The organism is Rahnella sp. AN3-3W3 (assembly GCF_003263545.1).
Lineage (GTDB): Bacteria > Pseudomonadota > Gammaproteobacteria > Enterobacterales > Enterobacteriaceae > Rahnella > Rahnella variigena.
Window position 1 is genome coordinate 26,829 of sequence record NZ_JYDG01000008.1, and the last position, 24,449, is coordinate 51,277.

The window sequence follows — 24,449 nt, forward strand, 5'->3', positions numbered from 1 at the left end:
CTCTTTAAATGAGTATTTTCAGATTTTCAGGTTAAGGAAACTTTCCCTTTCGGTTTCATTGCGGCCTTTCGTGGCCTGACGACCAGGGTTAATCCCGCAGAAAGCAGTAGCGAGACGGCCATAAAAATAAATGAGGCGGCCGGGCTTCCGGTGCTGCCGTTCAGATAGCCGACAAACCAGGAACCAAAGAACGAGCCCAGCGCACCCAGGCTGTTGATTAAGGCCATGGCGCCGCCGGACACATTCTTCGGCAGCATTTCAGGAATAATGGCGAAGAACGGACCATACGGGGCATACATTGCGGCAGCGGCGACTACCAGTAAACTGTACGAAAGCCAGAAATTGTTTGTGCCAGCGGCCCAGGATCCAAAGAACGCCAGGGCGCCGACCAGCAACAGCGGCCAGACAAACAGCTTACGGTTTTGCATTTTGTCTGATGCCCATGACACCAGAATCATCGCGATGGTGGCTGCCAGATAAGGAGCGGAAGACAGCCAGCCCGCTTCGACCATGCCCATCGACTTACCATCACGCAAAATCGACGGCAGCCAGAGCACAAAGCCATACACGCCGATGCTCCAGAAGAAATATTGCAGACAGAGGAAAATCACATTTCGCGAGCGGAAGGCTTCGCGGTAACCGCCGACTGCCTGAATGTCTTTCTGTTCTTTTTCCAGCTGTTCGGCCAGGGCTTTTTTCTCCTGCTCACTCAGCCAGCTGACTTCTTCGGGTTTATCTTTGACGCTGAACCACCAGATAATCGCCCAGATCACCGCCGGAATGCCTTCAAAGATAAACATTTCGCGCCAGCCAAACGATTTGATCAGATAGCCGGAAAGCACCGACATCCACAGCACCGTGACCGGATTACCCAAAATCAAAAACGTATTGGCGCGCGAGCGTTCGGATTTCGTAAACCAGTTGCTGATGTAGACCAGCATGGCGGGCATCACGGCGGCTTCCACCACGCCGAGGGCAAAGCGGATCACCGCCAGCATCGGGATATTCGTCACCACGCCGGTCAGCGAAGCAAAACCGCCCCACAGCAATAAACACCAGAAAATTAGTTTCTTAACGCTGCGCCGTTCGGCATAAATCGTGCCGGGGATCTGGAAGAAAAAGTAGCCGAGGAAAAATAGGGCACCGAGCAGGGAGGACATCCCTTTGGTGATGTGAAGATCATCATTGATACCGGCCGCCGACGCGAAACTGAAGTTTGAGCGGTCGACATACGCCAGACTGTAAGTGATGAACACGATTGGCATGATGTACCACCAGCGGCGCGAGGCCAGTCTGGACTTGTTCATAACGGTATCTCCTGATAATGCTTCAGCCTTCCCCGCACCGGTGAGGGTGCCGCGAAATCAGCCGCGTAAAACGTCCACGTAATGGCGCGTTACGGCGGTCAAATCATCCCCTTCAAGCGGGAATTCGATGCCGCGCGGAACATCCTGAGGCAACATTTTCAATAAGGGTTCCCAGCTGCCATCGCTGTTATCGAGCGCCACGGCGTGCCATTTACCGGCACGTTTTTCCGCTGCTTTCACATGCACATAACCGACATGACGTGCCAGACGCTCAGCTGCAATCGCCGGATCCTGTCCGACCCACAGCCAGTTGGCCATGTCGAAAGTCATACTCAATGGCAAATGCAGGGATTCCGCGGCAAACATGAAGGCATTGATGCGCGACAGAATTCCGCATTCCGGGGTCTGATCGTTCTCCACTACCAGCTTCACCGGGCTGGATGCCAGCACCACTTTCAGCGGTGTCAGATCCTGACCCGGTTCAAATTCACCGAGTGAAAACTTAATCGTGCGGGCATTGAGAATGCGCGCCTCTTCAAAATATTGTGGTGCATCAGGATTAAGCTCGCCACCCGTCAAAAACAGCGGGAAGGGCACCGAGTAAACCGCAAACAATCCGTGATGCTGAATTTTTTCCGCCAGCGCTGGCAACGTATCCAGCTCCTGCGGGGAGAACAATTCACGGCGGATTTCCACGCCATCGGCTTTTGCCGCGGCAATGACAGAAAGCAGTTCAGCCTGACCACCGAGGTCTTTCACCACGCTGTTGCCGTAGGCGGCGGTGACAATGACGATTTCTCTTTTCATGAACGTTTTTCCTGTGTGGGCGCGCTGCCAATAAGGTGCAGGCAATCATTTCGACACCTCATTTTAGTCAAGCAAATGAGACGTCGTGCCGTTGTTAACGTTTTGTTTCGTTTTATACAACCTAATTGGAACCGGTTCCAGACGACAGAACAAAAGCCCGAAAATATGATCCCGCTCACGAAGAACGGGCTGGAAATCGGGAAGTAAAAGGGATCAGCGAGCTGCGGTAGAACCGCGCGCAATGAGTTCGCCGGAGAACTCCAGGTCTTTAACCGGCTCAGTATTGCCCTGAATGCGGGTCACCAGTTGTCTGAGCGCCGCCACGCCCATGTCGTAAGTGGGTTGTTTGAGGGTGGTAATGCCGACGCCTGCCAGATCGGCCCACACCAGTTCATCGAAACCGCATAAACCGATGTCCGGCCCCCAGCGGAGATTCAGCCGCTGCATGGCGCGCGCGACCTGTAACGTCAGTGCGCCATTCACGCACATCACCGCTTTGTGTTTATCCGCGTGTCGCGCGACAAAATCGCGCAGCAAATTGTCCAGCCCTTCGGTGTTATACAGCTCAATCTCACCCTGTTCGCCCGTCAGTTGCGGGGATTGCTGCATCCGTTGCAGGAACGTGCGCAGGCGATCGAAACGGGTATTGACGGTGGCGGGTTCGCTGACGAAAAGCAGCGCTTCGAAACCTTGTTGTACGAGGTGATCGGTCATCATCTGTGTGGCTTCGACGTTTTTCAGGCCGATGACGTCGCAGGCGAAATTCGCGACTTTGCGGTCAATCAGCACCATCGGTAAATTGGCCTGTTGCAGCGTGGAAATCGCCGCTTCGCGCATACCCACGGCGTTCACTACAATGCCATCCACGCGATAACTGCTGAGCAGTTGCAGGTAATGTTTTTCCTGATCCAGCTCGTTGTTGGTGTTACACACCAGCAGCGTCAGCCCTTCCTGACGGCAGGCAGCTTCAACGCCGCGCATCACATCGACAGAATAGGGATTGGTAATATCAGCGAGGATCAGCCCGATAAGACGCGTCTGGCCGCTTTTCAGGCTGCGCGCCATCTGGCTCGGCTGATAATCGAGCAGGGAGATTGCCCGGCCGATGCGTTCTTTCAGCGAATCGGACAGCAGGTGTTGTTCACCGTTGAGATAACGTGAAACGCTGGTTTTACCCGTTTTAGCGGCGCTGGCGACGTCACGTATCGTTGCCCGAACCGCCGCGCCCGGTTCCTGTTTTTTACTCACAGCCTTTCTCCCCTCATGCTTGTCCCACGGAGACTAGCACAGAGTGCCGAAAGGCTGCATCCCGTAAGTCAGCGCAATCCTTCTGCCGTCTGGACGCCGGAAACCGCATCGGACTTCGGTCTGCTGCTCAGCGTAAAGGCCGAAATGATCGTCACGCCAAAGGCTATACCGCCGAGGATCAGATAGGTATCGCTGAACCCGATGCGGTCGTACAGGTTACCAGCGAAGGCGGAAAGGAAAATCGCTGCCAGCTGTTTGGCAAAGTTAAACCCGATCAGATAAATGGTCGCCGAGAACCGGACGTCAAAAATCTGCGTGATGTATTTGAACACACCGACCAGCAGGAACGGCACTTCAAGCGCGTGCAGCATTTTCAGCAGGATCACTTCGATGGCCGTGGTCGCAAATGAGGAACCGACAATGCGGATTGACATAATCGTACCCGCCAGCAGCAACGTATTTTTTGCGCCGATGCGGTTAATAATCCACGGAGAACAGAACATAATCAGCGCGTTACACAACTCTCCGGCGGTGGTGACGTAGCCGAACATTTCCGTGCCCTGTTGCGGAGAAGCAAAGAAGGTTTTGAAGAACGTCGCGAACTGCTGATCAAACACGTCATACACGCAGGCCACGCCAATTACATACAAAATCAGCATCCACAGTTTGCGCTCTTTCAGTAACAACGCCGCCGTTTTCAGCGAGAATTGCGGCTGATTGGCACCGAGTTTATCCAGCACCTGCGCGTTTTTGTTTTCCTGCGGGCGGGCAATCAGCAGCAAAATCATCAAAATGATCGCCGCGCCGGAACCCATCCAGAAAACGATGTCCGGATTGATGTTAAACAGCACGCCCGCCGTCGAGGCGCAAATTCCCCAGCCGAAACAACCGAACATCCGCGCCTTGCCGTATTCAAATGAGCTGTTGCGGCTGACTCTTTCGATATACGCCTCAGTTGCGCCGGAACCGCCCGCGAAGACGAAACCGATATAGGCGCCGCCGAGAATGGCCCCGAGCACAATATTCAGTTTTAACAACGGCGCGAAGACGTAAATGAAGAACGGCGCAAACAGGAACAGCAGCACGGCGATGACCCACAGAAGATGTTTTTTCAGGCCGAGCTTGTCAGAAATGATGCCGAATATCGGCTGAAACAGAATAGCGAACAGCGACATGCTGGAAAACACGATGCCGGTTTCCGTTTTACTCAGGCCGATCACGTCAGAAAGCCAGATCGGTAAAAACGGATAACAGGTCGCCATAATGAAGAAATAGAGGAAAAAATAGCTGCCGAATATCCAGAAGTTAGTATTGTTTTTATAGAAGCAACGATCGGAAGTTTGTGTAGGGTTCATAGTGATTTCCTTGCCGAAACCATGAAAACCGGCACTGTCGTACCGGCGTTTTTTGTTGTTATCTGATTTCTTCGAAGCCCAGAAGCAGGGCGCTTTCCGGATCCAGCACCGGCAACGCCAGCCCGGCATTCGCCAGCCATTCACCGCTCAGCACCGGCGATTCATGCAGCCAGGCCGGTTGCACGCGCATGGTGTGACCGCTGCCGCCGCCTTTCAGCAACGGCGGTTCATCCAGCACCGTCACGCGATAACGTGCTTCAGGTTTCAGCCCCGGCACCCGTAACGATCCGGGCAATGACCAGGTCGGCATCGCCAGCTGGCTGATCAGAAATACCGCGCTGCCGGCGTTTTTACTGACCACGCCGTTAATCAGCATCGTCTCGTCATGCGTATCCACGCGGTAAACATCGCCGCTGTGTAATAACGGGCGCAGCTGCTGATGCAGGCGGGTGTATTTCGCAAAACCGGCGCGCTCCGCCTCGCCTTCTTTCACCGGATCCAGCTCAATGCCCATGTGACCGAACAACGCGGTCAGGCCGCGGAATTCAATGCTGTGCTGGCGCGAGGTGGCGTGGCACAGCTTGTTGCCGATGTGCGATCCCATCACTTCCGGCGGGAAGAAATAGCTCATGCCACGCTGAATTTTCTGCCGCTCCAGCGCGTCGTTATTGTCAGATGTCCAGAAGCGATGGCTGCGTTTGAGCACCTCGAAATCAATACGGCCACCGCCGGACGCGCAGGATTCAAACTCGATGTGCGGGAAGCGTTCGCCCAGCACATCCAGCAGACGGTAAAACTCATGCGTTTGTGCCGTCAGCGCCGCGCGGCCTTCGTGACCGGGCTGAACGATTTCGCGGTTCATGTCCCATTTCACGTAATCCACATCGTGTTCTCCGAGCAGCCAGCTCATGCGCTCCACAAGATAATCAAAGACCTGCGAATTATTCAGATCGAGCACGAACTGATGACGCCCGCTTGGTTGCTGATAACCGGGCAATGCCAGCAGCCAGTCGGGATGGGCGCGATATAAATCGGAATCCGGGTTAATCATTTCCGGTTCGACCCAGATACCAAATTCCATGCCGAGATTTTTGACGTGGTCGATCACCGGTTTCAGGCCGTGCGGGTATTTCTTCTCATCGAGATACCAGTCACCCAGCGCGGCACGGTCGTGGTCGCGGCCACGGAACCAGCCGTCGTCGATAATGAAGCGTTCCACGCCTAACGCGGCGGACTCAGTCGCCATCTGCATGATGTAGTCTGGATCGTGATCGAAATAAATCCCTTCCCAGGTGTTGAGATGCACCGGACGCGGTTTCTCAGCCGGGAAGCGCAAAATCTGTTCGCGCACAAAGCGGTGGAATTGCTGACTCATGCGGTTCAGGCCGCAGGCGGAATAGCTGGCGTAAAGCCACGGCGTTTCAAGCGTTTCACCTTGTTCAAGCCGTTGTTCACCGGGGAAATACAACGCTTCGGCCTGCACCAGACGCCGGCCGTCGATTTTGATGTCAGCGCGCAGACGATGGTTGCCGCTCCAGCCCAGATGCATCCCCCAGACTTCGCCCTGTTCTTCGCTGAAACCCGGATGACCGATCATCATCGCCGGGAAATATTCGGAAGACGTTTTACCGCGCCGGTTTTCCTGAATGATGCCGCCGTGATCCAGCAGCGTGCGGTGCGGCTGAAACTCCTTGATCCAGCGGCCATGAAACGCCATTACTTCGGCGGCGCGTTCCGGCAGCGGCAGCGTCACGGCCAGCCGCGTCACCTGATAGGTGCCAGGCTTGAGATTGGTCAGCGCGTTACGCGCCTGCAAAACGCCGCTGTCATCGAGGCGCAACTCGCTGCGAAATTGCAGCCCGGCGATCGTGTCTTCGGTGGTGATGGTGAGCTGGTTTTCGTCGTGCTTTACCCGCGTGGTATTGAACACCGGCGACCAGTCCAGCCCGTCGCGATGGCCTTCCACGCCCGGTGTGCCGAAAGAACCGCGTCCGGAGTCCGCGCTGACATTCACCGGCGCTTCCACATCAATCCGGCCATTGGGCACGGCGCGGCTCAGCGAAATGATGTCATCTGCGGAAAACTGACTGAGGCGGTTTCCCCAGTAAAGAATTTCGGCGTAAGGCGTGCAACGGACGATCAGGCTGGTATGCCCGCCGGTTAAATGAACAATCTGGTTTTCCATATAGTCACTGCTCCAGAGAAAAATTTGCGCTGATAAGACGCGATCAGGTGGAGTAACTATTGATCCGAAACGTTTCGGATGGGAAATGTGAAGGTTAAAAACTGTGATATAGGGTGGAAAAATAATCTAAGGGGGAAATATCAGCGTGGTGGATGGACGGTGACGCCCGCCTGCAATTCCGGTTGCCAGAGAACCTGCAAATTTTTCAGCGGTTCGTTGCGGATCAGAGCCATGGTCATGGTAGCGATTTGTAACCCGACCGCTTCACGCGTGCCCTGACGGACAGCGGTCACAGCCACATCGGGCACGCTGTCGCACGGCAATCCGTCAAAGATAATCAGGGAAACACCGCCGCTGAGCAGTAATCCGGCTTCATGCAACGCCAGCGCAGCACCTTCGCCATGCATGTTGCAGTCGCAGACGATCGCCGTCGGTGGCACCGGTAAGGCCAGCAGCGCCTGCGTAGTCTGATAACCGGCGCGGCGGCTCGGGCTGATTTTATGCACGTAATCAGGGTGATGTGGCAGGGCGTTTGACTGCAATCCGTCGAGATAACCCTGATAGCGCTGACCGATAAACGATTGCTGATTATTTTCGCCGAGAAACGCGATGCGCTGATGCCCGAGCGCGGCGAGATGATTGACCGCCATCTGCATACCGGCGCGGTTATCAAAATCAAACCAGGCGTAATCCTGCGTCAGACATCCGCTGCGCCCGAGCGCCAGAAACGGGAAATTACGCTGCTGCAAATCCAGCAGTCGCGGATCGTTATCCAGCGTATGCGCCACCAGCATGGCATCGACGCGTTTACTTTCGATGAGTCTGCGCCACGAAAAGGTGCCCAGTTCATCCGGCACCAGCAGTAAATCGATTTCATATTTTGCCAGTTCGCGGGTGATACAGCCGACCATTTCGATAAACGCGGAATTGCTTAACGGATGAGAAGTGAAGGGGAAAATGAGGCCAACGGCGTCGATTTTACCCATTTTCAACCGGCGGGCGAGGGTGTTGGGCCGGTAGCCACGTAAATCTGCCGCCGCCTGAACGCGTGCTTTGGTGTCAGCTGAAACGTCATCGTACCCGTTCAGCGCACGGCTGACGGTGGTGACAGAGAGACCGAGATCTTTCGCAATGGCTTTCAGAGACATACTCACATCCGTTACACAGGTGGGAAGGCACGTGGCGGGAGAATATCACAAACGCGAAAACGGAGCCGGGTGGCTCGTTTTTATCAGGGGCAGGACGAAATTTACTGCAACGGACTGAGGGTGATCTCGACGCGACGGTTCTGCGCTTTGCCCGCTTCGGTGCTGTTGCTGGCGATCGGATTGTCCGGGCCAGCGCCAGTGGTATGAACGCGGCTGCCTTCAACACCTTGCGTGATCAGCGCGCTGCCCACGCCGTCAGCACGTTGCTGCGACAGCTTCATGTTGAGCGCACGGGTGCCAGTGCTGTCGGTGTAACCGACGACGTTGACGGCGGTTTTCGGATACTCTTTCAGTACCATCGCCACGCCGGTCAGCGTGTTAGCGCCAGCGGGTTTCAGCGTGCTGCTGTTGGTATCGAAGGTCACGTTATTTGGCATATTCAGCACGATGTTATCGCCCTGACGGGTCACGCTGACGCCGGTGCCTTTCATTTTGTCGCGCAGTTTAGATTCCTGCACATCCATATAATAACCTGCACCGCCGCCCAGTGCGGCTCCGGCTGCGGCACCGATCAACGCGCCTTTGCCGCGGTCGTGTTTAGAAGAAGACAGCATACCGACGCCTGCGCCGAGCGCGGCCCCAAGACCTGCGCCAATGCCGGATTTCCCTGCTTCTGATTCGCCGGTGTAAGGGTTAGTGGTACAGGCCGACAGGCCCAGGGTGGCGCAAAGTACGCCCGCAACCACAACTAATCTTTTGCTCATCTTATTTCCTTCAGGATGTTTATTATTCAGAACTTAACCGCTGCATTATGACTTCGCGCTTTCTGAGAAGTTGCACAGAAAAAGGTGTCAAAACATAAACAAATGCAACGGGAGGACATCAGTCCTGCGGCGTTCTGGCGCTCTTTATGCGCAATTTCGCGGTGTTAAGCAGTAGGAGAATTCCGGATATCCCTTTTTGTATTTTTACCGGTTTCAGGAACTTATTCAGAAAGGGGCTGGAACCAGCGCAGGATATAGGTCGGTAAGTCAGTGCCGGGATGGCGGGTGCGGGCGGAGATTTCAAACTTTTCCTTGTGATAGAACGCGACAGCGCGATGATTTTGCTGATAGACCTCCAGCAGCAGCACCGGATATTCCTCTTTAGCGGCGCCCATCAGCCGTTGTGCGGTGCCGTCGCCGTAATGGGATTCTTCGACAAACAGTGCACCGATAAACTGCTGATTCAGTACGCCGATAAATCCGCAAATCACATCATTCGCATCGCAATCCACCCAGACGCGCGCTTTGGGCAGAAACTCTTCCCTGACCATTTGCAGGCTTTCAATCCAGTAAGAATCGGCGATAAAAGGATGGGAAAGTAATGAGCTGCGCAGCCACAGCATCAGAATGGCTTCGGTATCGCCGGGCTGCGCAGCGCGGATCATGACGGCTGATTCGCGGGATGGCAGAAGCAATACGACTGATGATCGTTCACCAGCCCGGCGGCCTGCATAAAGGCATAACAAATCGTGGATCCGATGAATTTAAAACCTTTCTTTTTCAGCGCTTTGGACATGGCATCTGACACCGCCGTTTTCGCCGGAACGCCTTCGGGACCGGGGGGATTATTGATGACCGGTTGACCGCCGACAAAATTCCAGATGAATTCTGAGAACTCCTCCCCGCTGGCCTGCATCGCCAGATACGCCTGTGCGTTGCCGATAATGGCTTTGATTTTGCCACGGTGACGAATAATACCCGCGTCGAGCACCAGACGTTCCACATCGTCATCGGTCATTTTCGCGATACGTTTGGGGTCAAAATTATGGAAGTTCTGACGATAATTCTCACGCTTTCTCAGCACGGTGATCCACGACAGGCCTGCCTGCTGGCCTTCGAGACACAGCATTTCAAACAGTTCGCGTCCATCCTGAACCGGAACGCCCCATTCTTTATCGTGATATTCGAGGTAAACCGGCTCTTTCGAAACCCAGCTGCATCGGGTGGTCGCCATTCTGTTGTCCTTATAAGAGGCTGAAATGCGTGGCGTCAGTGTGTGGCTTCTCGGATAACTCTGCAACGTCGCAATTTCTGAACCTCTGCCTTGACGCTGGTCGGATCTGAACAATATTTAAAGCCACTTATTACGCAATCCTTACATTCAATCATAGCGTTGCGACACCGATCTATCAGGGATATCACACTTATGACCGGAAAAAAGACGTCCATTTTACGGCTGACGAAAGGGGCATTCGCGGTGGCACTGTGCCTGGGAATGCAGGCTCCTGCGCAGGCTTTTGACCAACTTTATGTTTTCGGCGACAGCCTGAGTGATACCGGCAATATTGGCCGCTGGACCTTCGACAGCAGCTCACATCAGCTCTATGACGAAATCCTGGCGAATAACATCGGCACAACGTTAACGCCGTCCTCAAAAGGCGGCCTGAACTATGCCGAAGGCGGCGGCGTCGCGGTACCGGGGCTGGATTCTGACTACACCACCCAGGATCAGGTCAAAAGCTATCTGGCCTCGACCGGCGGCAAAGCCGACCCGAACGGGCTGTATGTGCACTGGATTGGCGGCAACGATCTGGCCGCTGCGGCGCTGAGCCTGAACCCGATCACGGCGGTTGAAATTGCCACCAACAGCGCGACGCAGGCGGCCTCGCAGGTGAACGATTTACTGAAAGCCGGAGCCGGAACGGTCGTCGTGCCAACGGTGCCCAATATCGGCCTGACGCCGGTGCTGATGGAAGGCGTGATACAGGTCGGATTATTGCCGGTGCAGCAACAGGCGCTGGAAGCGGCATATCAGTATCTCAATGCACAAAATACGCCGAATGCCGATGCCCGCACCGAAGCCATTCACAATGCGCTGGCAGCCGCTGCGGCGGAAGGCTCCGGTATTCCGCTGGTGCAGGACGTGCTCGCCAAAGGGCTGGCAGCGGCTTATGACGCGCTGAAAGACGTGGCTGGCGGTCTGACAGACACTTACAACACCACCGAAGATATCGCGCTGGCGAAAACCGGTGGCAATATTGCGCGTGTGGATATTAACGGGCTGTTCAACGAAGTAGTGGCCGATCCGGCGTTATACGGTTTCGCCAATACTGCCGGTACGGCCTGTCCGGTCGGGACATCCGCGTCGGAATGTACCTCGAACCTGCCGGGCTTCGACACCAGTATAGCTTTCCTGTTTTCTGACCATTTCCACCCGACACCTCAGGCGCACGCGCTGATTGCCCAGTATATGCAGTCGGTGATCGACGGCCCGCTGGAAGCCTCGGCGCTGAGTCAGGGGTCACTGGCGCTGGCGAGAAATACGCAGGGATTGCTCGACAGCCGTTATCAGCAGCTGCGCACGCAGGATAATGACGCCGGAACTTTCGGCATGTTTGGCGGCTACGCCGGGCAAAGTGCGGACAGCAAATTCAGTCCGTCGATGGGTCTGGGCGATGGCGACCTGACATCTAACTCGCTGAATATCGGCATGGATTATCAGATGACCGATCGCTGGATGATGGGGCTGATGCTTTCCGGTTCCGATGATAAAGACGATCCGACCGATCATTACAGCTACCGCACGCGCGGCTGGATGGCGACCGCATTCACGGGCATTAAAATCGCCGAAAATGGCTGGATCAACGGCGATGTGCATTATGGTTCGCTCAATTATGACGACATCAAACGTCGCATCACCCTCGGACCCACCACCCGTACCGAACGTGGTGATACCGACGGCAAACAGATCGGTGGACGCGTCACCGCAGGCTGGGATTTCCCGGTGCTGCCGGTGCTGAAAACCGGGCCGGTGGCGCAATACAGCTGGGATTACAGCAGTGTTGACGGTTACAGCGAGAAGGGGAATAACAGCACCTCAATGCGCTTTGGCGATCAGACTTCCCATTCACAAATCGGCGCACTGGGCTGGCGTGTAAATGCCGAACTCGGCATTGTTAATCCGTACGCGCAGGTAACGTATGACCGGCAGTTTGGGGATAAAACCTACACCACCACCGGCGCGATCAAATCCACCCGCACGCGGTTCAGCCGCACCACCGGCGAGCAGGATGACGACTGGGTTGATATGACCGCAGGCTTAAACGTGCAAATCACCCACAGCATTTCAGCATTTGCGGCTATTTCTCAAACCACCGGGCTGGATTCCGGCGAGCAAACTTCCTATAACGCGGGGATCAGTGCGCGGTTTTAAGGGATAAAGGGGCGTTCAGCCCCTTTTTACTGCGCTAGCAGATCGCTGAAAACTAAACAATACCTTTCCGAATCTCTCTGCTGCCTGATTCTGGCTGATTATCTTCCGTGCAGCGGGTATACTGTCGCACTCTCTTTACACCCACTTTCTCGCGTGCGAATCCAACATGCAAAAGTTTGATACCAAGACATTTCAGGGCCTGATCCTGACACTGCAAGATTATTGGGCGCAGCAGGGCTGCACCATTGTTCAACCGCTGGATATGGAAGTCGGCGCGGGCACCTCGCACCCGATGACCAGCCTGCGCGCACTCGGCCCTGAGCCTTTTGCGGCAGCGTATGTTCAGCCATCACGTCGTCCGACCGACGGCCGCTACGGCGAAAACCCGAACCGTCTGCAGCACTATTATCAGTTCCAGGTGATGATCAAACCTTCACCGGAAAACATTCAGGAGCTGTATCTTGGCTCGCTGAAAGAGCTGGGTCTTGATCCGCTGATCCACGATATCCGCTTCGTTGAAGACAACTGGGAAAACCCGACGCTCGGCGCCTGGGGTCTTGGCTGGGAAGTGTGGCTGAACGGCATGGAAGTAACGCAGTTCACCTACTTCCAGCAGGTCGGCGGCCTGGAATGTAAACCGGTAACCGGCGAAATCACTTACGGTCTGGAACGTCTGGCGATGTACATCCAGGGCGTGGACAGCGTTTACGATCTGGTCTGGAGCAACGGTCCGCTGGGTAAAACCACCTACGGCGACGTGTTTCATCAGAACGAAGTGGAGCAATCGACGTATAACTTTGAATACGCCGATGTCGATTTCCTGTTCACCTGTTTTGAACAGCACGAGAAAGAAGCGCAAACCCTGCTGGCACTCGAAAAGCCACTGGCACTGCCGGCGTACGAGCGCATCCTGAAAGCGGCCCATTGCTTCAACCTGCTCGACGCGCGTAAAGCGATTTCTGTGACTGAACGTCAGCGCTACATTCTGCGCATCCGTACCCTGACTAAAGCGGTAGCTGAGGCGTATTACGCTTCCCGCGAAGTGCTGGGCTTCCCGATGTGCAAAAAGAACGAGAAGTGAGGTAAGTCCATGACTGAAAAAACATTTCTGGTGGAAATCGGCACGGAAGAACTGCCACCGAAGGCTCTGCGCAGCCTTGCTGAATCTTTTGCCGTTAACCTGACTGCGGAGCTGGATGCGGCGAACCTGCCACACGGCGACGTAAAATGGTTTGCAGCTCCGCGCCGTCTGGCGCTGAAAGTCTCCGGTCTGCATGAATCTCAGGCTGACCGCGAAGTTGAAAAACGCGGCCCGGCTGTCGCGCAGGCATTCGATGCCGAAGGCAATCCAAGCAAAGCCGCTGAAGGCTGGGCTCGCGGTTGCGGTATCACCGTTGATCAGGCCGATCGTCTGGTCACCGACAAAGGTGAATGGCTGGTTTACCGTGCGCACGTCAAAGGCGAAAGCGCGCAACAACTGCTGCCAGCGATGATCGCCACTTCACTGTCTAAACTGCCAATCCCTAAACTGATGCGCTGGGGTGATTCCGACGTGCAGTTTGTGCGTCCGGTTCACACCGTCACGCTGCTGTTAGGCGATGAGCTGATCCCGGCGAAAATCCTCGGTATCGATTCTGCCCGCACGGTTCGCGGTCACCGCTTCATGGGTGAGCCTGAATTCACCATCGACAACGCCGATCAGTATCCACAGATTTTGATGGAACGCGGCAAAGTCATTGCGGATTACGAACAGCGTAAAGCGCTGATCAAACAGGATGCGGAGAAAGCGGCGAAAGAGATTGGCGGCATCGCCGATCTGAGCGAAAGCCTGCTGGAAGAAGTGGCGTCTCTGGTCGAATGGCCGGTGGTGCTGACCGCGAAATTCGAAGAGAAATTCCTGGCGGTTCCGGCTGAAGCGCTGGTTTACACCATGAAAGGCGACCAGAAGTATTTCCCGGTGTACGACGCTGCGGGCAAACTTCTGCCGAACTTTATCTTCGTGGCTAACATCGAGTCGAAAGATCCGCAGCAAATCATTTCCGGTAACGAGAAAGTGGTGCGTCCGCGTCTGGCCGATGCCGAATTCTTCTTCAACACCGACCGCAAAAAACGTCTCGAAGATAACCTGCCGCGTCTGGAAACCGTGTTGTTCCAGAAACAGCTGGGTACGCTGCGCGACAAAACCGACCGTATTCAGGCGCTGTCAGGCTGGATCGCTGAGAAAATCGGTGCCGACGTTGAGAACGCAAAACGCGCCGGTCTGCTGTCAAAATGTGACCTGATGACCAACATGGTCTTCGAATTCACCGACACGCAGGGCGTGATGGGCATGCACTATGCGCGTCACGACGGCGAGCAGGAAGAAGTCGCGGTAGCCCTGAACGAACAGTATCAGCCACGCTTTGCGGGCGACGAGTTACCGGCTTCGCTGGTAGCGTGCGCGCTGGCAATCGCTGACAAGATGGACACCCTGGCCGGTATTTTCGGCATCGGTCAGCATCCGAAAGGCGATAAAGACCCGTTCGCATTGCGTCGTGCCGCGCTCGGTGTTCTGCGTATCATCGTTGAGAAAAACCTGCCGCTTGATCTGCAAACCCTGACCGAAGAAGCCGTGCGCCTGTACGGCGACAAGCTGACTAACGCCAAGGTTGTCGATGAAGTGGTTGATTTCATGCTCGGTCGTTTCCGCGCGTGGTATCAGGAAGAAGGTCACGCGGTCGATACCATTCAGGCTGTGCTGGCACGTCGTCCGACCAAACCGGCAGATTTCGATGCGCGCGTGAAAGCGGTGAGCTACTTCCGTACGCTCGATGAAGCGGCAACGCTGGCTGCGGCCAACAAGCGTGTGTCCAACATTCTGGCGAAATCCACCGACGTTCTGCTGGATCATGTTCACGCGTCCGTGCTGAAAGAACCTGCTGAGCTGAAACTGGCGACGCATCTGGTGGTTCTGCGCGACAAACTGGAACCGCTGTTTGCGGCCGGTGAGTACAAAGAAGCGCTGGTGGAACTGGCTGCGCTGCGCGAAACCGTCGATACGTTCTTTGATACCGTGATGGTAATGGATGAGAACGAAGCGGTGCGTATCAACCGTCTGACGCTGCTGTCTAAACTGCGGGAGCTGTTCCTGCAGGTCGCGGATATTTCGCTGCTTCAGTAAATTTAGCTTTTGCGCCCTCCCCTGCGAAGGGGAGGGTTGGGGTGGGGTATTACAGCAACATCAAAAAGTTGAAGTATGCGTTGACCCTTGTTTTGTCTTTAATACCCCCTCCCGTCCTCCCCCTTCGCAGGGGGAGGAGCAAGGCACCTTATCGGATGCCAATTTCTACGCTTTTTTAAAAAGCGTTCTCCCCCCAATTGTTCTATCCTATAACCCGCATGGAATGCACAGCATCGGCAGGGAACTGGCCGGAAGAAGAACATTGAAATCAGGAGTCAGGACTCATGGCTGTAGGGATCAGAAGCGGTGTATTTTCTCGCTGGCTGGCGCCGTTTATCGCATTGCTGGTCGTTTTCCAGCTCACTGCCTGTGGCGATAAAGAACCGGAACAACGCAAAGCCTTTATCGATTATTTGCAAAATACCGTCATGCGCAGCGGGCAAAATTTGCCTTCGCTGAGTGAAGATCAGAAACAACGTTTTGGTAATTACGCGAACGACTACGGCATTATCCTGTCATTCTCCCGCCAGATGAAAGGCGCCGTAGATGGCAGCCTGGTACCGGTGGTCAGCGCGATTGGTCAGGTGCGTACTCCGCAGGATTACATGACCCAGCGCAGCGCGTTGCAACAGGCGGCCAGCACCCTGAGTATGCTGAATGCACAGTTGCGTGATTCAAAAGTGAAAGCCGATACGGCGATGGCGGCACTGAAACAACCGGATGATCTGAAGGCGGTTTACGGCCAGGTGTACAACACGGTTGTCACCCAGCCAGCGAACGTGCTGACGCCTCTGGTGCCAGCGCTGCAAAGCTTCACGCAGGATATCGTCTCTGTCGGTGATTACCTGCAACAACAGGGTAATCAGGTCGCCTTTGCCAATGGTGGCGTACAGTTCCCGACGCAGCAGCAGGCAACACAATACAACACCATGATGTCCAATCTGGTCGGCAAACAGCAGACATTGCTTCAGGCGCAGAAAGTCGCCCAGGGCGATTTCAGCAACTAATCCAGACCATCGTTTTCAAACAAGCCACGTCATCGCGTACGTGGCTTTTTTATTTCCGCCGTTCCTGCCCTTATATTTATAAAAAATGACAATTTTTAACCTGCAAATCCGGCCAAATTCCTCTACTTTTGAAGGCAACTGTCCGATTTTCCCCGTATTTCACTTTAAGGATTTTTGATGAAACGTCAGACGATGACTCTGTTGGCTTCTCTGGTGCTGGCGCCGACGCTGGCTTTTGCTGCCGACAGCGCAACCGCAGATTTCACCCCGGCGCAGCAGGAAGCCATTGGTAAAATTGCGGCGGATTACATGTTGCAGCATCCGGAAATTCTGGTGCAGGTCAGCCAGAAATTGCAGGCACAGCAGGCGGATCAGCAACAACAGCAAACCCTGAGTGCAGTGCTGGCAAACGCCAAAGCGCTGGTGAATGACCCGGCGACCCCAAGCTACGGCCCGAAAGATGCCAAAGTGGCATTCGTGGAATTCTTCGATTACCAGTGCCTGTATTGCAGCCACATGGCGCCGCTGGTTGAGCAGACCGTGAAAGCCAATCCGAACGTGCGTTTCGTCTTTAAAGAATGGCCAATCTTCGGTGACCGCTGGAAAGCGTCCATCTCTGCGGCTGAAACCGGTATGGCAATCTGGAAAGAAAAAGGCGCTCAGGCGTACTTTGATTACCACAACAGCATTTACCGCACCGGCCATGACGAAGGTAAACTCACCGATGCCGACATCGCGGGCGCAGTGAAAGCCGCCAAAGCCACAGCACCGAACGACGCACAGCGTAAAGCAACGCACGAAGCCATCGCCTCGAACGATGAACTGGCACGTACGCTGGGCTTCAGCGGCACGCCAGGTTTCGTGGTGATGCCAACCAGCGGCGCGACCGCTGAAAACACCACCGTGCTGCCGGGAGCCGTGTCTGCCGAAGATTTGCAGGCGGCCATTGTGAAGGCCCAGGGCGGGAAGTAATTTCATCTTCCAGGACATGATAAAAAATGGCGGACTGTCTGACTGTTCGCCGTTTTGATTTCCGCCCCCTTGTAATTTTATTTCAACCTCTCCTCCGTAAACTCACTTTTCCATTCCCGTGACACGTCTGAATGCTTTTTAAGCGAAATAAGCCGGTCTGCCCAAAAATACTTTGTGATGAATATCACATTTTAATGATAAAGAATCGTTAACAAATAGTGATGTAAATCACATTTTTGACGGTGTTGCGTTTAAATAATAATCAGTGTAGCTGGGTTACAGGGTGTTTTTGTGATCATGATCACCAAAAATGAGGGGGTGGTGGCCGTATACGTGTGATCTCCGTCACGGGCTACCGGGTGGCTACGCGAGGCCTATAATCACGTGGTAGAGTCCGCCTCGCAGACAGCAATTCGACGGACGGATTTTTAAAGCAGTGGCACAAAAACCGAAACAACCGTCACCGATAATTAACTGATATCACGCGCTCTATTGTCAGCGCGTATCAATAGGGGTGCGTTTTATGTTTTCACCAGACGTTAAGATCAAAGTTCAAAACTTTGGTCGCTTCCTGAGTAACATGGTAATGCCCAACATCGGCGCGTTTATCGCCTGGGGTATCATTACTGCTCTGTTCATTCCTACCGGCTGGATCCCTAATGAAACATTAGCGAAGCTGGTTGGCCCGATGATCACTTATCTGCTGCCATTGCTCATCGGTTATACCGGTGGTCGTCTGGTGGGGGGTGACCGTGGTGGTGTGGTCGGCGCAATCACCGTTATGGGTGTTATCGTTGGTGCGGATATGCCAATGTTCCTCGGCGCAATGATTGCAGGTCCGCTGGGCGGCTGGTGCATCAAGCGTTTCGACCGCTGGGTTGACGGTAAAATCAAAAGCGGCTTCGAGATGCTGGTTAACAACTTCTCTGCCGGTATTATCGGTATGCTGCTGGCGATCCTGGCCTTCCTGGCGATTGGTCCGCTGGTAGAAGCGCTGTCTAAAGTGCTGGCTGCAGGCGTGCACATCATGGTTATTCATAACCTGTTGCCGCTGGCCTCTATCTTTGTTGAACCGGCGAAAATCCTGTTCCTCAACAACGCCATCAACCACGGTATCTTCTCTCCGCTGGGTATCCAGCAGGCGACTGAAACCGGTAAATCAATCTTCTTCCTGATCGAAGCGAACCCTGGTCCGGGTATGGGCGTCCTGATGGCGTACATGTTCTTCGGTCGTGGCAGCGCCAAGCAATCTGCTGGCGGCGCGGCAATCATCCACTTCCTGGGGGGTATCCACGAAATTTACTTCCCATACGTTCTGATGAACCCGCGCCTGTTACTGGCGGTCATTCTGGGCGGTATGACTGGCGTGTTTACCCTGACCCTGCTGAACGGCGGTCTGGTGTCTCCGGCTTCTCCGGGGTCCATCCTGGCCGTGCTGGCGATGACGCCAAAAGGTGCGTACTTCGCTAATATCGCGGCCATCGTGGCAGCCTTTGCGGTGTCCTTCGTTATCTCTGCTTTGTTGCTGAAAACCACCAAAGCGAAAGACGGCGACGATCTGGACGAAGCAACACGCCGTATGCAGGACATGAAAGCCCAGTCTAAAGGCGGCAAACCTGCTGTTGCAGGCGTGGCGGGCGACCTGTCTACCGTACGTAAAATCATCGTAGCCTGTGACGCCGGTATGGGTTCCAGCGCAATGGGTGCCGGTGTTCTGCGCAAAAAAGTGCAGGATGCAGGACTGACCAACATCAGAGTCACCAACAGCGCCATTAACAATTTGCCTGATGATGTGGATCTGGTGATTACGCACCGTGACCTGACTGAACGCGCCATGCGTCAGGTGCCACATGCGCAGCACATTTCGCTGACCAACTTCCTCGACAGCGGCCTGTACACTGACCTGACTTCCCGTCTGGTGGAAGTGAACAAAGCCAGCCAGTACAAAGAGAAAGTGACGACGACGCTGGGCGACAGCATCGTGGCTGACAATGAAAACGAAAACCTGTTCCGTATCAGCGAAAGCAATATCTTCCTCGGCCTGAGCGCTGGCACGAAAGAAGAAGCGATTCGTTTTGCGGGTGAGCAACTGGTGAAAGGCGGGTATGTTCAGGCAGAATATGTCGACGCGATGTTGGCACGTGAGCAGCTGACCTCGACGTATCTGGGCGAATCCATCGCTGTGCCACACGGCACCATCGAAGCAAAAGACCGTGTACTGAAAACCGGTATCGTGTTCTGCCAGTATCCGGCGGGTATCCGCTGGGGCGATGATGAAGATGACCGCGCACGTCTGGTCGTCGGTATCGCAGCACGCAATAATGAGCACATCAACGTGATCACCAAACTGACCACGGCGCTGGACGAAGACGGTGTTATCGAGCGTCTGGCGAACACCACCAGCGTTGAAGAAGTACTGACTATTCTTCGCGGCTGATACTGAGCAGTTAATCGAAAAGTAATTACTAAGCGGGTCTTGCGAGACCCGCTTGTTGATTCGGAGCCCGGTGCTCCTCACGATTTGAAGGAATAAATATGAAAGCATTACATTTTGGTGCAGGTAACATTGGTCGCGGTTTTATCGGTAAATTACTGGCTGATGCCGGGATTGAACTGACGTTTGCCGATGTCAGCCCTGCCTTGCTGGATGCGCTGAACAGCCGCAAAGGCTATGACGTGCACGTTGTCGGTGAACAGGCCACCGTTGAGCCTGTCAGTAATGTGAATGCCGTAAACAGCGCCGGTCAGGATGCCATTAACCTGATCGCCGAAGTTGATCTGGTGACCACTGCTGTCGGCCCGACCGTGCTGGAAAAAATCGCGCCAAACGTGGCTAAAGGTCTGGTTCTGCGTCATCAGCAGGGCAACGAAAAGCCGCTGAATATTATCGCCTGTGAAAACATGGTGCGCGGCACCAGCCAGTTCAAACAGCACGTATTCAACGCGCTGCCGGAAGATGAAAAGGCCTGGGTTGAAGCGCATATCGGTTTTGTCGATTCCGCCGTAGACCGTATCGTTCCACCAGCGGCAGCCGGTACTACCGATCCGCTGGAAGTCACGGTTGAAACCTTCAGCGAATGGATTGTGGATAAAACCCAGTTCAAAGGTGAATTGCCACACATCGCCGGTATGGAACTGACCGATAATCTGATGGCATTCGTCGAGCGTAAACTGTTCACCCTGAACACTGGTCACGCGATCACCGCGTATCTCGGTCAGCAGGCCGGTCACGCGACAATCCGTGATGCAATCCTGGACGAGAAGGTGCGTCTGGTGGTTCGCGGTGCGATGGAAGAAAGTGGTGAAGTGCTGATCCGCCGTTACGGTTTTGACCCGGAAAAACATTTTGCCTACATCGAAAAAATTCTGACCCGTTTCGAAAACCCGTACCTGCATGACGACGTTGAGCGCGTTGGCCGTCAGCCACTGCGTAAACTGAGCGCAGGCGACCGTTTGATCAAACCGTTGCTCGGCACGCAGGAATACCGCCTGCCGAACGACAACCTGATCAGAGGGATTGCCGCCGCGATGCATTACCGCAGCGAGCAAGACCCGCAAGCTAAAGAACTGGTAGAATTGCTGGAGAAAGTCGGGCCAAAAGCCGCCCTCGCCCAGATTTCAGGTCTGCCAGAAGATGGCGAAGTTGTGGCGAAAGCCATCGCTCTCTACGAATCGATGCACTAATACTGCGTTTATTTTGATTTCGCCAACACCAGGCAAAGAAAGCCCTGTCGGGCAGGATGTTTCTGTCCGACATGCGCGCATCATGGATGACGCCAGGGGCGCTGTCAGCATCGGCACTTTACTGCAAGTAAGCCCTATGGAAAAAGCTCAGGCGTTTGAAAACCGTGTACTCGAAAAGCTCAATGCGGGTAAAACTGTGCGCAGTTTTTTGATGACTGCCGTGGAATTACTGGCCGAAGCGCTGGATATTCTGGTGGTGCAGGTTTTTCGCAAAGACGATTACGCGGTGAAATATGCGGTCGAACCGTTACTGACCGGCACTGGTCCGCTCGGTGATTTGTCGGTGCGTCTCAAACTGATTTATGCGCTGGGTGTGATCAGCCGTCATGAATATGAAGATGCGGAATTACTGATGGCGCTGCGTGAAGAGCTGAATTACGACGGCGAAGAGTATCGTTTTACCGATGATGAAATTCTCGGCCCGTTCGGTGAACTGCATTGTGTGACGGAGCTGCCACCGGCACCGACGTTCCTGAAACCGGGAGAAGCTGACGAATCGCTGATCGCCATGCAACGTCAGCGTTACCAGCAAATCGTCCGCTCCACGATGGTTCTTTCCGTGACCGGGCTGATCGCCCATATCAGTAATCAGCAGCCTTCCAGGCTTTCTCCGGTGCAAAAATAAATCCCCGTCATACTTAGAGCCACAGATGCGTTGGCTGCGTTCAGTCACCCGAATCACTTACTTGAGTCAGCTCATCGGGATTCCATCACTTGCCGCCTTCCTGCAACCCGAACTATTTTGGGGATTCGTTTTAGTTAAGCGCATGGCGCACTTCACCCACCAGCAGCCACAGCGCGGTTAACGCCATCATGCCGCCCATGATCGTGTTGAACATCTTCAGTTTCCATTCCACACGTAACGCCTGACGTAATCTGTCACCCATCACTACCCAGACCAGAATGCACGGCAGATTGATCAGCGCGAAGCCGAGGCAAATCAGCAGCGTGTGATGCAGCATATTGCCATCCGGCGGGGTAAACAGAATCGCTACGTTGGTCGCCATCAGCCAGGCTTTCGGATTCACCGCCTGAAATAACGCGCCATTAATCATATTCATCGGCTGTTGTTTTTCGCCTTCTTTCGGCGAACCTGAACGGTAAATTTTCCACGACAGCCAGAACAGATACGCGCAACCGATCGCCGCCATCGGCAGGCGCACGACTGTCATCCAGCTGAGTAAAATCGCCAGCATGGACGTCATCAGGGCGCACTGCACCACGCAGCCGAGGGTTATCCCCAACATCATCGGCACGCTGCGGCGCAGCCCGAAATTCACCCCGGAAGCCGCCAGCAAAAGATTGTTCGGGCCTGGCGTAATTGACATCACGGTGACGTAACTGACAAAAGCGGTATCGATCATTTTAGTTTTCCTGCATCCCCTGTTTTCCAGACAACCAGATTAAACAGTGAACAGGAAAGGTAACAGAACCAGAAATGCGCTATTGTCATGGCTACAGATTGTGTAACGAAAAACTGTACCCATCACTTTTCACGGAACTGACACCATGACTGACACTGCGGATTTCAGCGATACCCGATATAACCAGCTGGCGGAACAACTGGCAGATGCCATTCGTCGGGGCACACTCGCGCCCGGCAGCCGTTTGCCATCGGTGCGGCGCAGTGCGCAAACCTGGTCAGTCAGCATCAATACCGTGGTGGCGGCTTACCGGCGGCTGGAAGATCGCGGGTTTATCGAGGCGCGTCCGCAGTCCGGATTTTATGTCCGTGCAGCATTGCCTGCACTGACCCATCAGACACACGAACAACCGCAGACGCTCGCCGCAGAACCGGCAGATGAAGTGCTGGATTTGATCGACAAAGTTTTCGCCTCGCAAATCGACCCGACGTATACCAATCTGTCGCTGGCCTGCCCGCAGTCGAATGATTTTTATCCGACCGGAAAGCTCGGACGGATTATGTCGTCTTTGCTGCGCCGTCAGCCAAATCTCATCGGGCAATACGCGTTGCCGCCGGGCAGTCCGGCGTTACGCCAGCAAATTGCCCGCCGTGCGCTGACGCTCGGCATGATTTTAGAACCCGCCGACATCACGATTACGCACGGTTGTATGGAAGCGTTGCAACTGGCGCTGCGCGTCACCACCAAACCGGGCGACAGCATCGGGCTGGAAACGCCGACTTATTTTTATCTGCTGCCGATGCTGGCGAGCCTCGGGCTAAAAGCGGTGGAAATCCCGACCGATCCTCAAACCGGTTTATCGCTGGATGTGCTGGAAATGCTGCTCACCGAGAAACGGCTGAATGCGGTGATCGCCATGCCGACGGCGCAAAATCCGCTCGGCTTCACTATGCCGCTGGCAGCGAAGAAACGGCTGGCACGCCTGATGAACGATCATCAGGTTCCACTGATAGAAGACGGGCTTTACGCTGAAATTCAGTTTGGCGCAACGCTGTCTCCGGCGGTGAAATCTTTTGACCGTGACGGCTGGATCCTGTTTTGCACCAGCTTTACCAAAACGCTGGCGCCCGATTTCCGCATTGGCTGGGTAGAAGGCGGGCGCTTTGCCGATAAGCTGCATAAACTGAAAGCGGTGTCATCAATGGCAGAATCCGCGTTGCTTTCTCAAACGCTGACGGTGTTTCTGGAATCGGGCGGTTATGACCATCATCTGCGGGCTTTGCGCAAACGCTACGCATCACAGGTTGAACAGGCGCGCGCGCTGATCGCCCGCCATTTCCCGCAGGGAACGCGTGCCACACAACCGGCGGGTGGCTTTGTGATTTGGGTCGATTTCCCGCCGGGCGTTGATTGCGTCACGCTGTTTCGCCAGTTGCTGAAAGATAAAATCTGCATGACGCCAGGACAACTGTATTCGCCGAGCGGTCGCTACAGTAACGGCCTCCGGTTGTCGTGCTGTTATGTTTTTGATACCCGTTATATTTCGGCGATGATCCGCATTGGCGAGCGGGCCTGCGAGATGTGTGGTTTACCGCCCGGGCTGGCAGAAACGCAGGAGCAAGCTGAAGAATCGCGCACTTCCTGATACACTGACGGTTATTATTCCCAATTTACAATCGTGCCCGCTGCGGCATGAACGGATCTGAAATCATGAAAGAAGTCGAAAAAGCCGAGATCAAGCGTCTCAGCGACATGCTGGATGCACTGAATCACAAAGATGCGACCGTTATTCAGGCAGGTAATGCTGAACTGATCGACAAGCACGAAGAAGAGAAAGAAAAGCTGGCTGCCGAGATCGCGCGTCTGAAAGAAGTGCGTGTGAAAAAACTCAGCACCGAAGCGCAGAAACTGGAAAAGCTGTTCAGTCGTGAAATCACCAAGAAAGAACAGGCTGA

Annotated in this window: 20 protein-coding genes; 10 read left to right on the forward strand and 10 right to left on the reverse strand. The window is 54.6% G+C overall.

What is annotated here, in order from left to right:
- Positions 1-26: 26 nt before the first annotated feature.
- The 9 genes from UC15_RS03985 to UC15_RS04025 all read right to left on the reverse strand — a co-directional run bounded on the left by UC15_RS03985 (position 27) and on the right by UC15_RS04025 (position 10,048).
- Positions 27-1,307, reverse strand: a complete 1,281-nt coding sequence (locus UC15_RS03985) for an MFS transporter (RefSeq protein WP_112287233.1) — start codon at positions 1,305-1,307, stop codon at positions 27-29.
- A gap of 57 nt (positions 1,308-1,364) precedes the next feature.
- The gene (locus UC15_RS03990) at positions 1,365-2,114 is read right to left on the reverse strand and encodes a sugar phosphate isomerase/epimerase (protein WP_112287234.1); all 750 of its coding nucleotides are present in this window, start codon (positions 2,112-2,114) and stop codon (positions 1,365-1,367) included.
- A gap of 213 nt (positions 2,115-2,327) precedes the next feature.
- Positions 2,328-3,362 (reverse strand): LacI family DNA-binding transcriptional regulator, encoded by a 1,035-nt coding sequence (locus UC15_RS03995; RefSeq protein ID WP_112287235.1) that lies wholly within the window; start codon positions 3,360-3,362, stop codon positions 2,328-2,330.
- 68 nt (positions 3,363-3,430) lie between these two features.
- On the reverse strand, positions 3,431-4,717 hold the full coding sequence (locus UC15_RS04000; protein WP_112287236.1) for an MFS transporter: 1,287 nt from the start codon (positions 4,715-4,717) through the stop codon (positions 3,431-3,433).
- A gap of 58 nt (positions 4,718-4,775) precedes the next feature.
- Positions 4,776-6,902, reverse strand: coding sequence for an alpha-galactosidase (locus UC15_RS04005; protein WP_112287237.1), 2,127 nt, complete (start codon positions 6,900-6,902; stop codon positions 4,776-4,778).
- 140 nt (positions 6,903-7,042) lie between these two features.
- The gene (locus tag UC15_RS04010; protein ID WP_112287238.1) at positions 7,043-8,050 is read right to left on the reverse strand and encodes a LacI family DNA-binding transcriptional regulator; all 1,008 of its coding nucleotides are present in this window, start codon (positions 8,048-8,050) and stop codon (positions 7,043-7,045) included.
- Between the two features lie 101 nt (positions 8,051-8,151).
- Positions 8,152-8,814 (reverse strand): OmpA family lipoprotein, encoded by a 663-nt coding sequence (locus tag UC15_RS04015; protein WP_112287239.1) that lies wholly within the window; start codon positions 8,812-8,814, stop codon positions 8,152-8,154.
- A 221-nt stretch (positions 8,815-9,035) separates the two neighbouring features.
- Positions 9,036-9,479 carry an N-acetyltransferase gene (locus UC15_RS04020; protein WP_112287240.1) on the reverse strand — a complete coding sequence of 148 codons (444 nt, stop codon included), beginning with the start codon at positions 9,477-9,479 and terminating at the stop codon, positions 9,036-9,038.
- Positions 9,476-10,048, reverse strand: a complete 573-nt coding sequence (locus tag UC15_RS04025) for a DNA-3-methyladenine glycosylase I (RefSeq protein ID WP_112287241.1) — start codon at positions 10,046-10,048, stop codon at positions 9,476-9,478. The genes UC15_RS04020 and UC15_RS04025 overlap by 4 nt, the downstream gene beginning before the upstream one ends.
- 192 nt (positions 10,049-10,240) lie before the next feature.
- Between UC15_RS04025 and UC15_RS04030 the strand changes: the two genes are divergently transcribed.
- The 8 genes from UC15_RS04030 to UC15_RS04065 all read left to right on the forward strand — a co-directional run bounded on the left by UC15_RS04030 (position 10,241) and on the right by UC15_RS04065 (position 21,755).
- Complete coding sequence (locus UC15_RS04030; RefSeq protein WP_112287242.1) at positions 10,241-12,247, forward strand: autotransporter outer membrane beta-barrel domain-containing protein; 2,007 nt, start codon at positions 10,241-10,243, stop codon at positions 12,245-12,247.
- 166 nt (positions 12,248-12,413) lie between these two features.
- Positions 12,414-13,328, forward strand: a complete 915-nt coding sequence (gene glyQ, locus UC15_RS04035; protein WP_014333298.1) for a glycine--tRNA ligase subunit alpha — start codon at positions 12,414-12,416, stop codon at positions 13,326-13,328.
- Between the two features lie 9 nt (positions 13,329-13,337).
- Positions 13,338-15,407, forward strand: coding sequence for a glycine--tRNA ligase subunit beta (gene glyS / locus UC15_RS04040; protein ID WP_112287243.1), 2,070 nt, complete (start codon positions 13,338-13,340; stop codon positions 15,405-15,407).
- 284 nt (positions 15,408-15,691) lie between these two features.
- The gene (locus UC15_RS04045; RefSeq protein ID WP_112287244.1) at positions 15,692-16,414 is read left to right on the forward strand and encodes a DUF3053 domain-containing protein; all 723 of its coding nucleotides are present in this window, start codon (positions 15,692-15,694) and stop codon (positions 16,412-16,414) included.
- A gap of 177 nt (positions 16,415-16,591) precedes the next feature.
- Positions 16,592-17,386 carry a DsbA family protein gene (locus tag UC15_RS04050; protein ID WP_112287245.1) on the forward strand — a complete coding sequence of 265 codons (795 nt, stop codon included), beginning with the start codon at positions 16,592-16,594 and terminating at the stop codon, positions 17,384-17,386.
- A 523-nt stretch (positions 17,387-17,909) separates the two neighbouring features.
- The gene (locus UC15_RS04055; RefSeq protein WP_112287246.1) at positions 17,910-19,823 is read left to right on the forward strand and encodes a PTS mannitol transporter subunit IICBA; all 1,914 of its coding nucleotides are present in this window, start codon (positions 17,910-17,912) and stop codon (positions 19,821-19,823) included.
- Between the two features lie 98 nt (positions 19,824-19,921).
- Positions 19,922-21,070: a mannitol-1-phosphate 5-dehydrogenase gene (locus UC15_RS04060; RefSeq protein ID WP_112287247.1), complete on the forward strand. Its 1,149-nt coding sequence runs from the start codon at positions 19,922-19,924 to the stop codon at positions 21,068-21,070.
- A gap of 136 nt (positions 21,071-21,206) precedes the next feature.
- On the forward strand, positions 21,207-21,755 hold the full coding sequence (locus UC15_RS04065; protein WP_014411435.1) for an MltR family transcriptional regulator: 549 nt from the start codon (positions 21,207-21,209) through the stop codon (positions 21,753-21,755).
- 130 nt (positions 21,756-21,885) lie between these two features.
- Here the strand turns inward: UC15_RS04065 and UC15_RS04070 are convergent, their stop codons facing one another.
- Positions 21,886-22,494 carry a LysE family translocator gene (locus UC15_RS04070; RefSeq protein ID WP_112287248.1) on the reverse strand — a complete coding sequence of 203 codons (609 nt, stop codon included), beginning with the start codon at positions 22,492-22,494 and terminating at the stop codon, positions 21,886-21,888.
- Between the two features lie 145 nt (positions 22,495-22,639).
- Here UC15_RS04070 and UC15_RS04075 point away from each other — a divergent pair, with 145 nt between their 5' ends.
- Together UC15_RS04075 and UC15_RS04080 are read left to right on the forward strand one after the other, a co-directional pair.
- A complete protein-coding gene (locus UC15_RS04075; RefSeq protein WP_112287249.1) occupies positions 22,640-24,139 on the forward strand; it encodes a PLP-dependent aminotransferase family protein in 1,500 nt (499 codons plus the stop codon).
- A gap of 65 nt (positions 24,140-24,204) precedes the next feature.
- Positions 24,205-24,449: hypothetical protein (locus UC15_RS04080; RefSeq protein ID WP_112287250.1), on the forward strand; the 245-nt coding region annotated here is incomplete at its 3' end.

Coding starts and splice junctions, on each gene's coding strand:
- UC15_RS04020 (WP_112287240.1), bottom strand. CDS start 9,479: ATGATCCGCGCTGCGCAGCCCGGCGATACCGAAGCCATTCTGATGCTG.
- UC15_RS03990 (WP_112287234.1), bottom strand. CDS start 2,114: ATGAAAAGAGAAATCGTCATTGTCACCGCCGCCTACGGCAACAGCGTG.
- glyQ (WP_014333298.1), top strand. CDS start 12,414: ATGCAAAAGTTTGATACCAAGACATTTCAGGGCCTGATCCTGACACTG.
- UC15_RS03985 (WP_112287233.1), bottom strand. CDS start 1,307: ATGAACAAGTCCAGACTGGCCTCGCGCCGCTGGTGGTACATCATGCCA.
- UC15_RS04010 (WP_112287238.1), bottom strand. CDS start 8,050: ATGTCTCTGAAAGCCATTGCGAAAGATCTCGGTCTCTCTGTCACCACC.
- UC15_RS04055 (WP_112287246.1), top strand. CDS start 17,910: ATGTTTTCACCAGACGTTAAGATCAAAGTTCAAAACTTTGGTCGCTTC.
- UC15_RS04025 (WP_112287241.1), bottom strand. CDS start 10,048: ATGGCGACCACCCGATGCAGCTGGGTTTCGAAAGAGCCGGTTTACCTC.
- UC15_RS04060 (WP_112287247.1), top strand. CDS start 19,922: ATGAAAGCATTACATTTTGGTGCAGGTAACATTGGTCGCGGTTTTATC.
- UC15_RS04030 (WP_112287242.1), top strand. CDS start 10,241: ATGACCGGAAAAAAGACGTCCATTTTACGGCTGACGAAAGGGGCATTC.
- UC15_RS04050 (WP_112287245.1), top strand. CDS start 16,592: ATGAAACGTCAGACGATGACTCTGTTGGCTTCTCTGGTGCTGGCGCCG.
- UC15_RS04075 (WP_112287249.1), top strand. CDS start 22,640: ATGACTGACACTGCGGATTTCAGCGATACCCGATATAACCAGCTGGCG.
- UC15_RS04005 (WP_112287237.1), bottom strand. CDS start 6,902: ATGGAAAACCAGATTGTTCATTTAACCGGCGGGCATACCAGCCTGATC.
- UC15_RS04070 (WP_112287248.1), bottom strand. CDS start 22,494: ATGATCGATACCGCTTTTGTCAGTTACGTCACCGTGATGTCAATTACG.
- glyS (WP_112287243.1), top strand. CDS start 13,338: ATGACTGAAAAAACATTTCTGGTGGAAATCGGCACGGAAGAACTGCCA.
- UC15_RS04000 (WP_112287236.1), bottom strand. CDS start 4,717: ATGAACCCTACACAAACTTCCGATCGTTGCTTCTATAAAAACAATACT.
- UC15_RS04015 (WP_112287239.1), bottom strand. CDS start 8,814: ATGAGCAAAAGATTAGTTGTGGTTGCGGGCGTACTTTGCGCCACCCTG.
- UC15_RS04065 (WP_014411435.1), top strand. CDS start 21,207: ATGGAAAAAGCTCAGGCGTTTGAAAACCGTGTACTCGAAAAGCTCAAT.
- UC15_RS04045 (WP_112287244.1), top strand. CDS start 15,692: ATGGCTGTAGGGATCAGAAGCGGTGTATTTTCTCGCTGGCTGGCGCCG.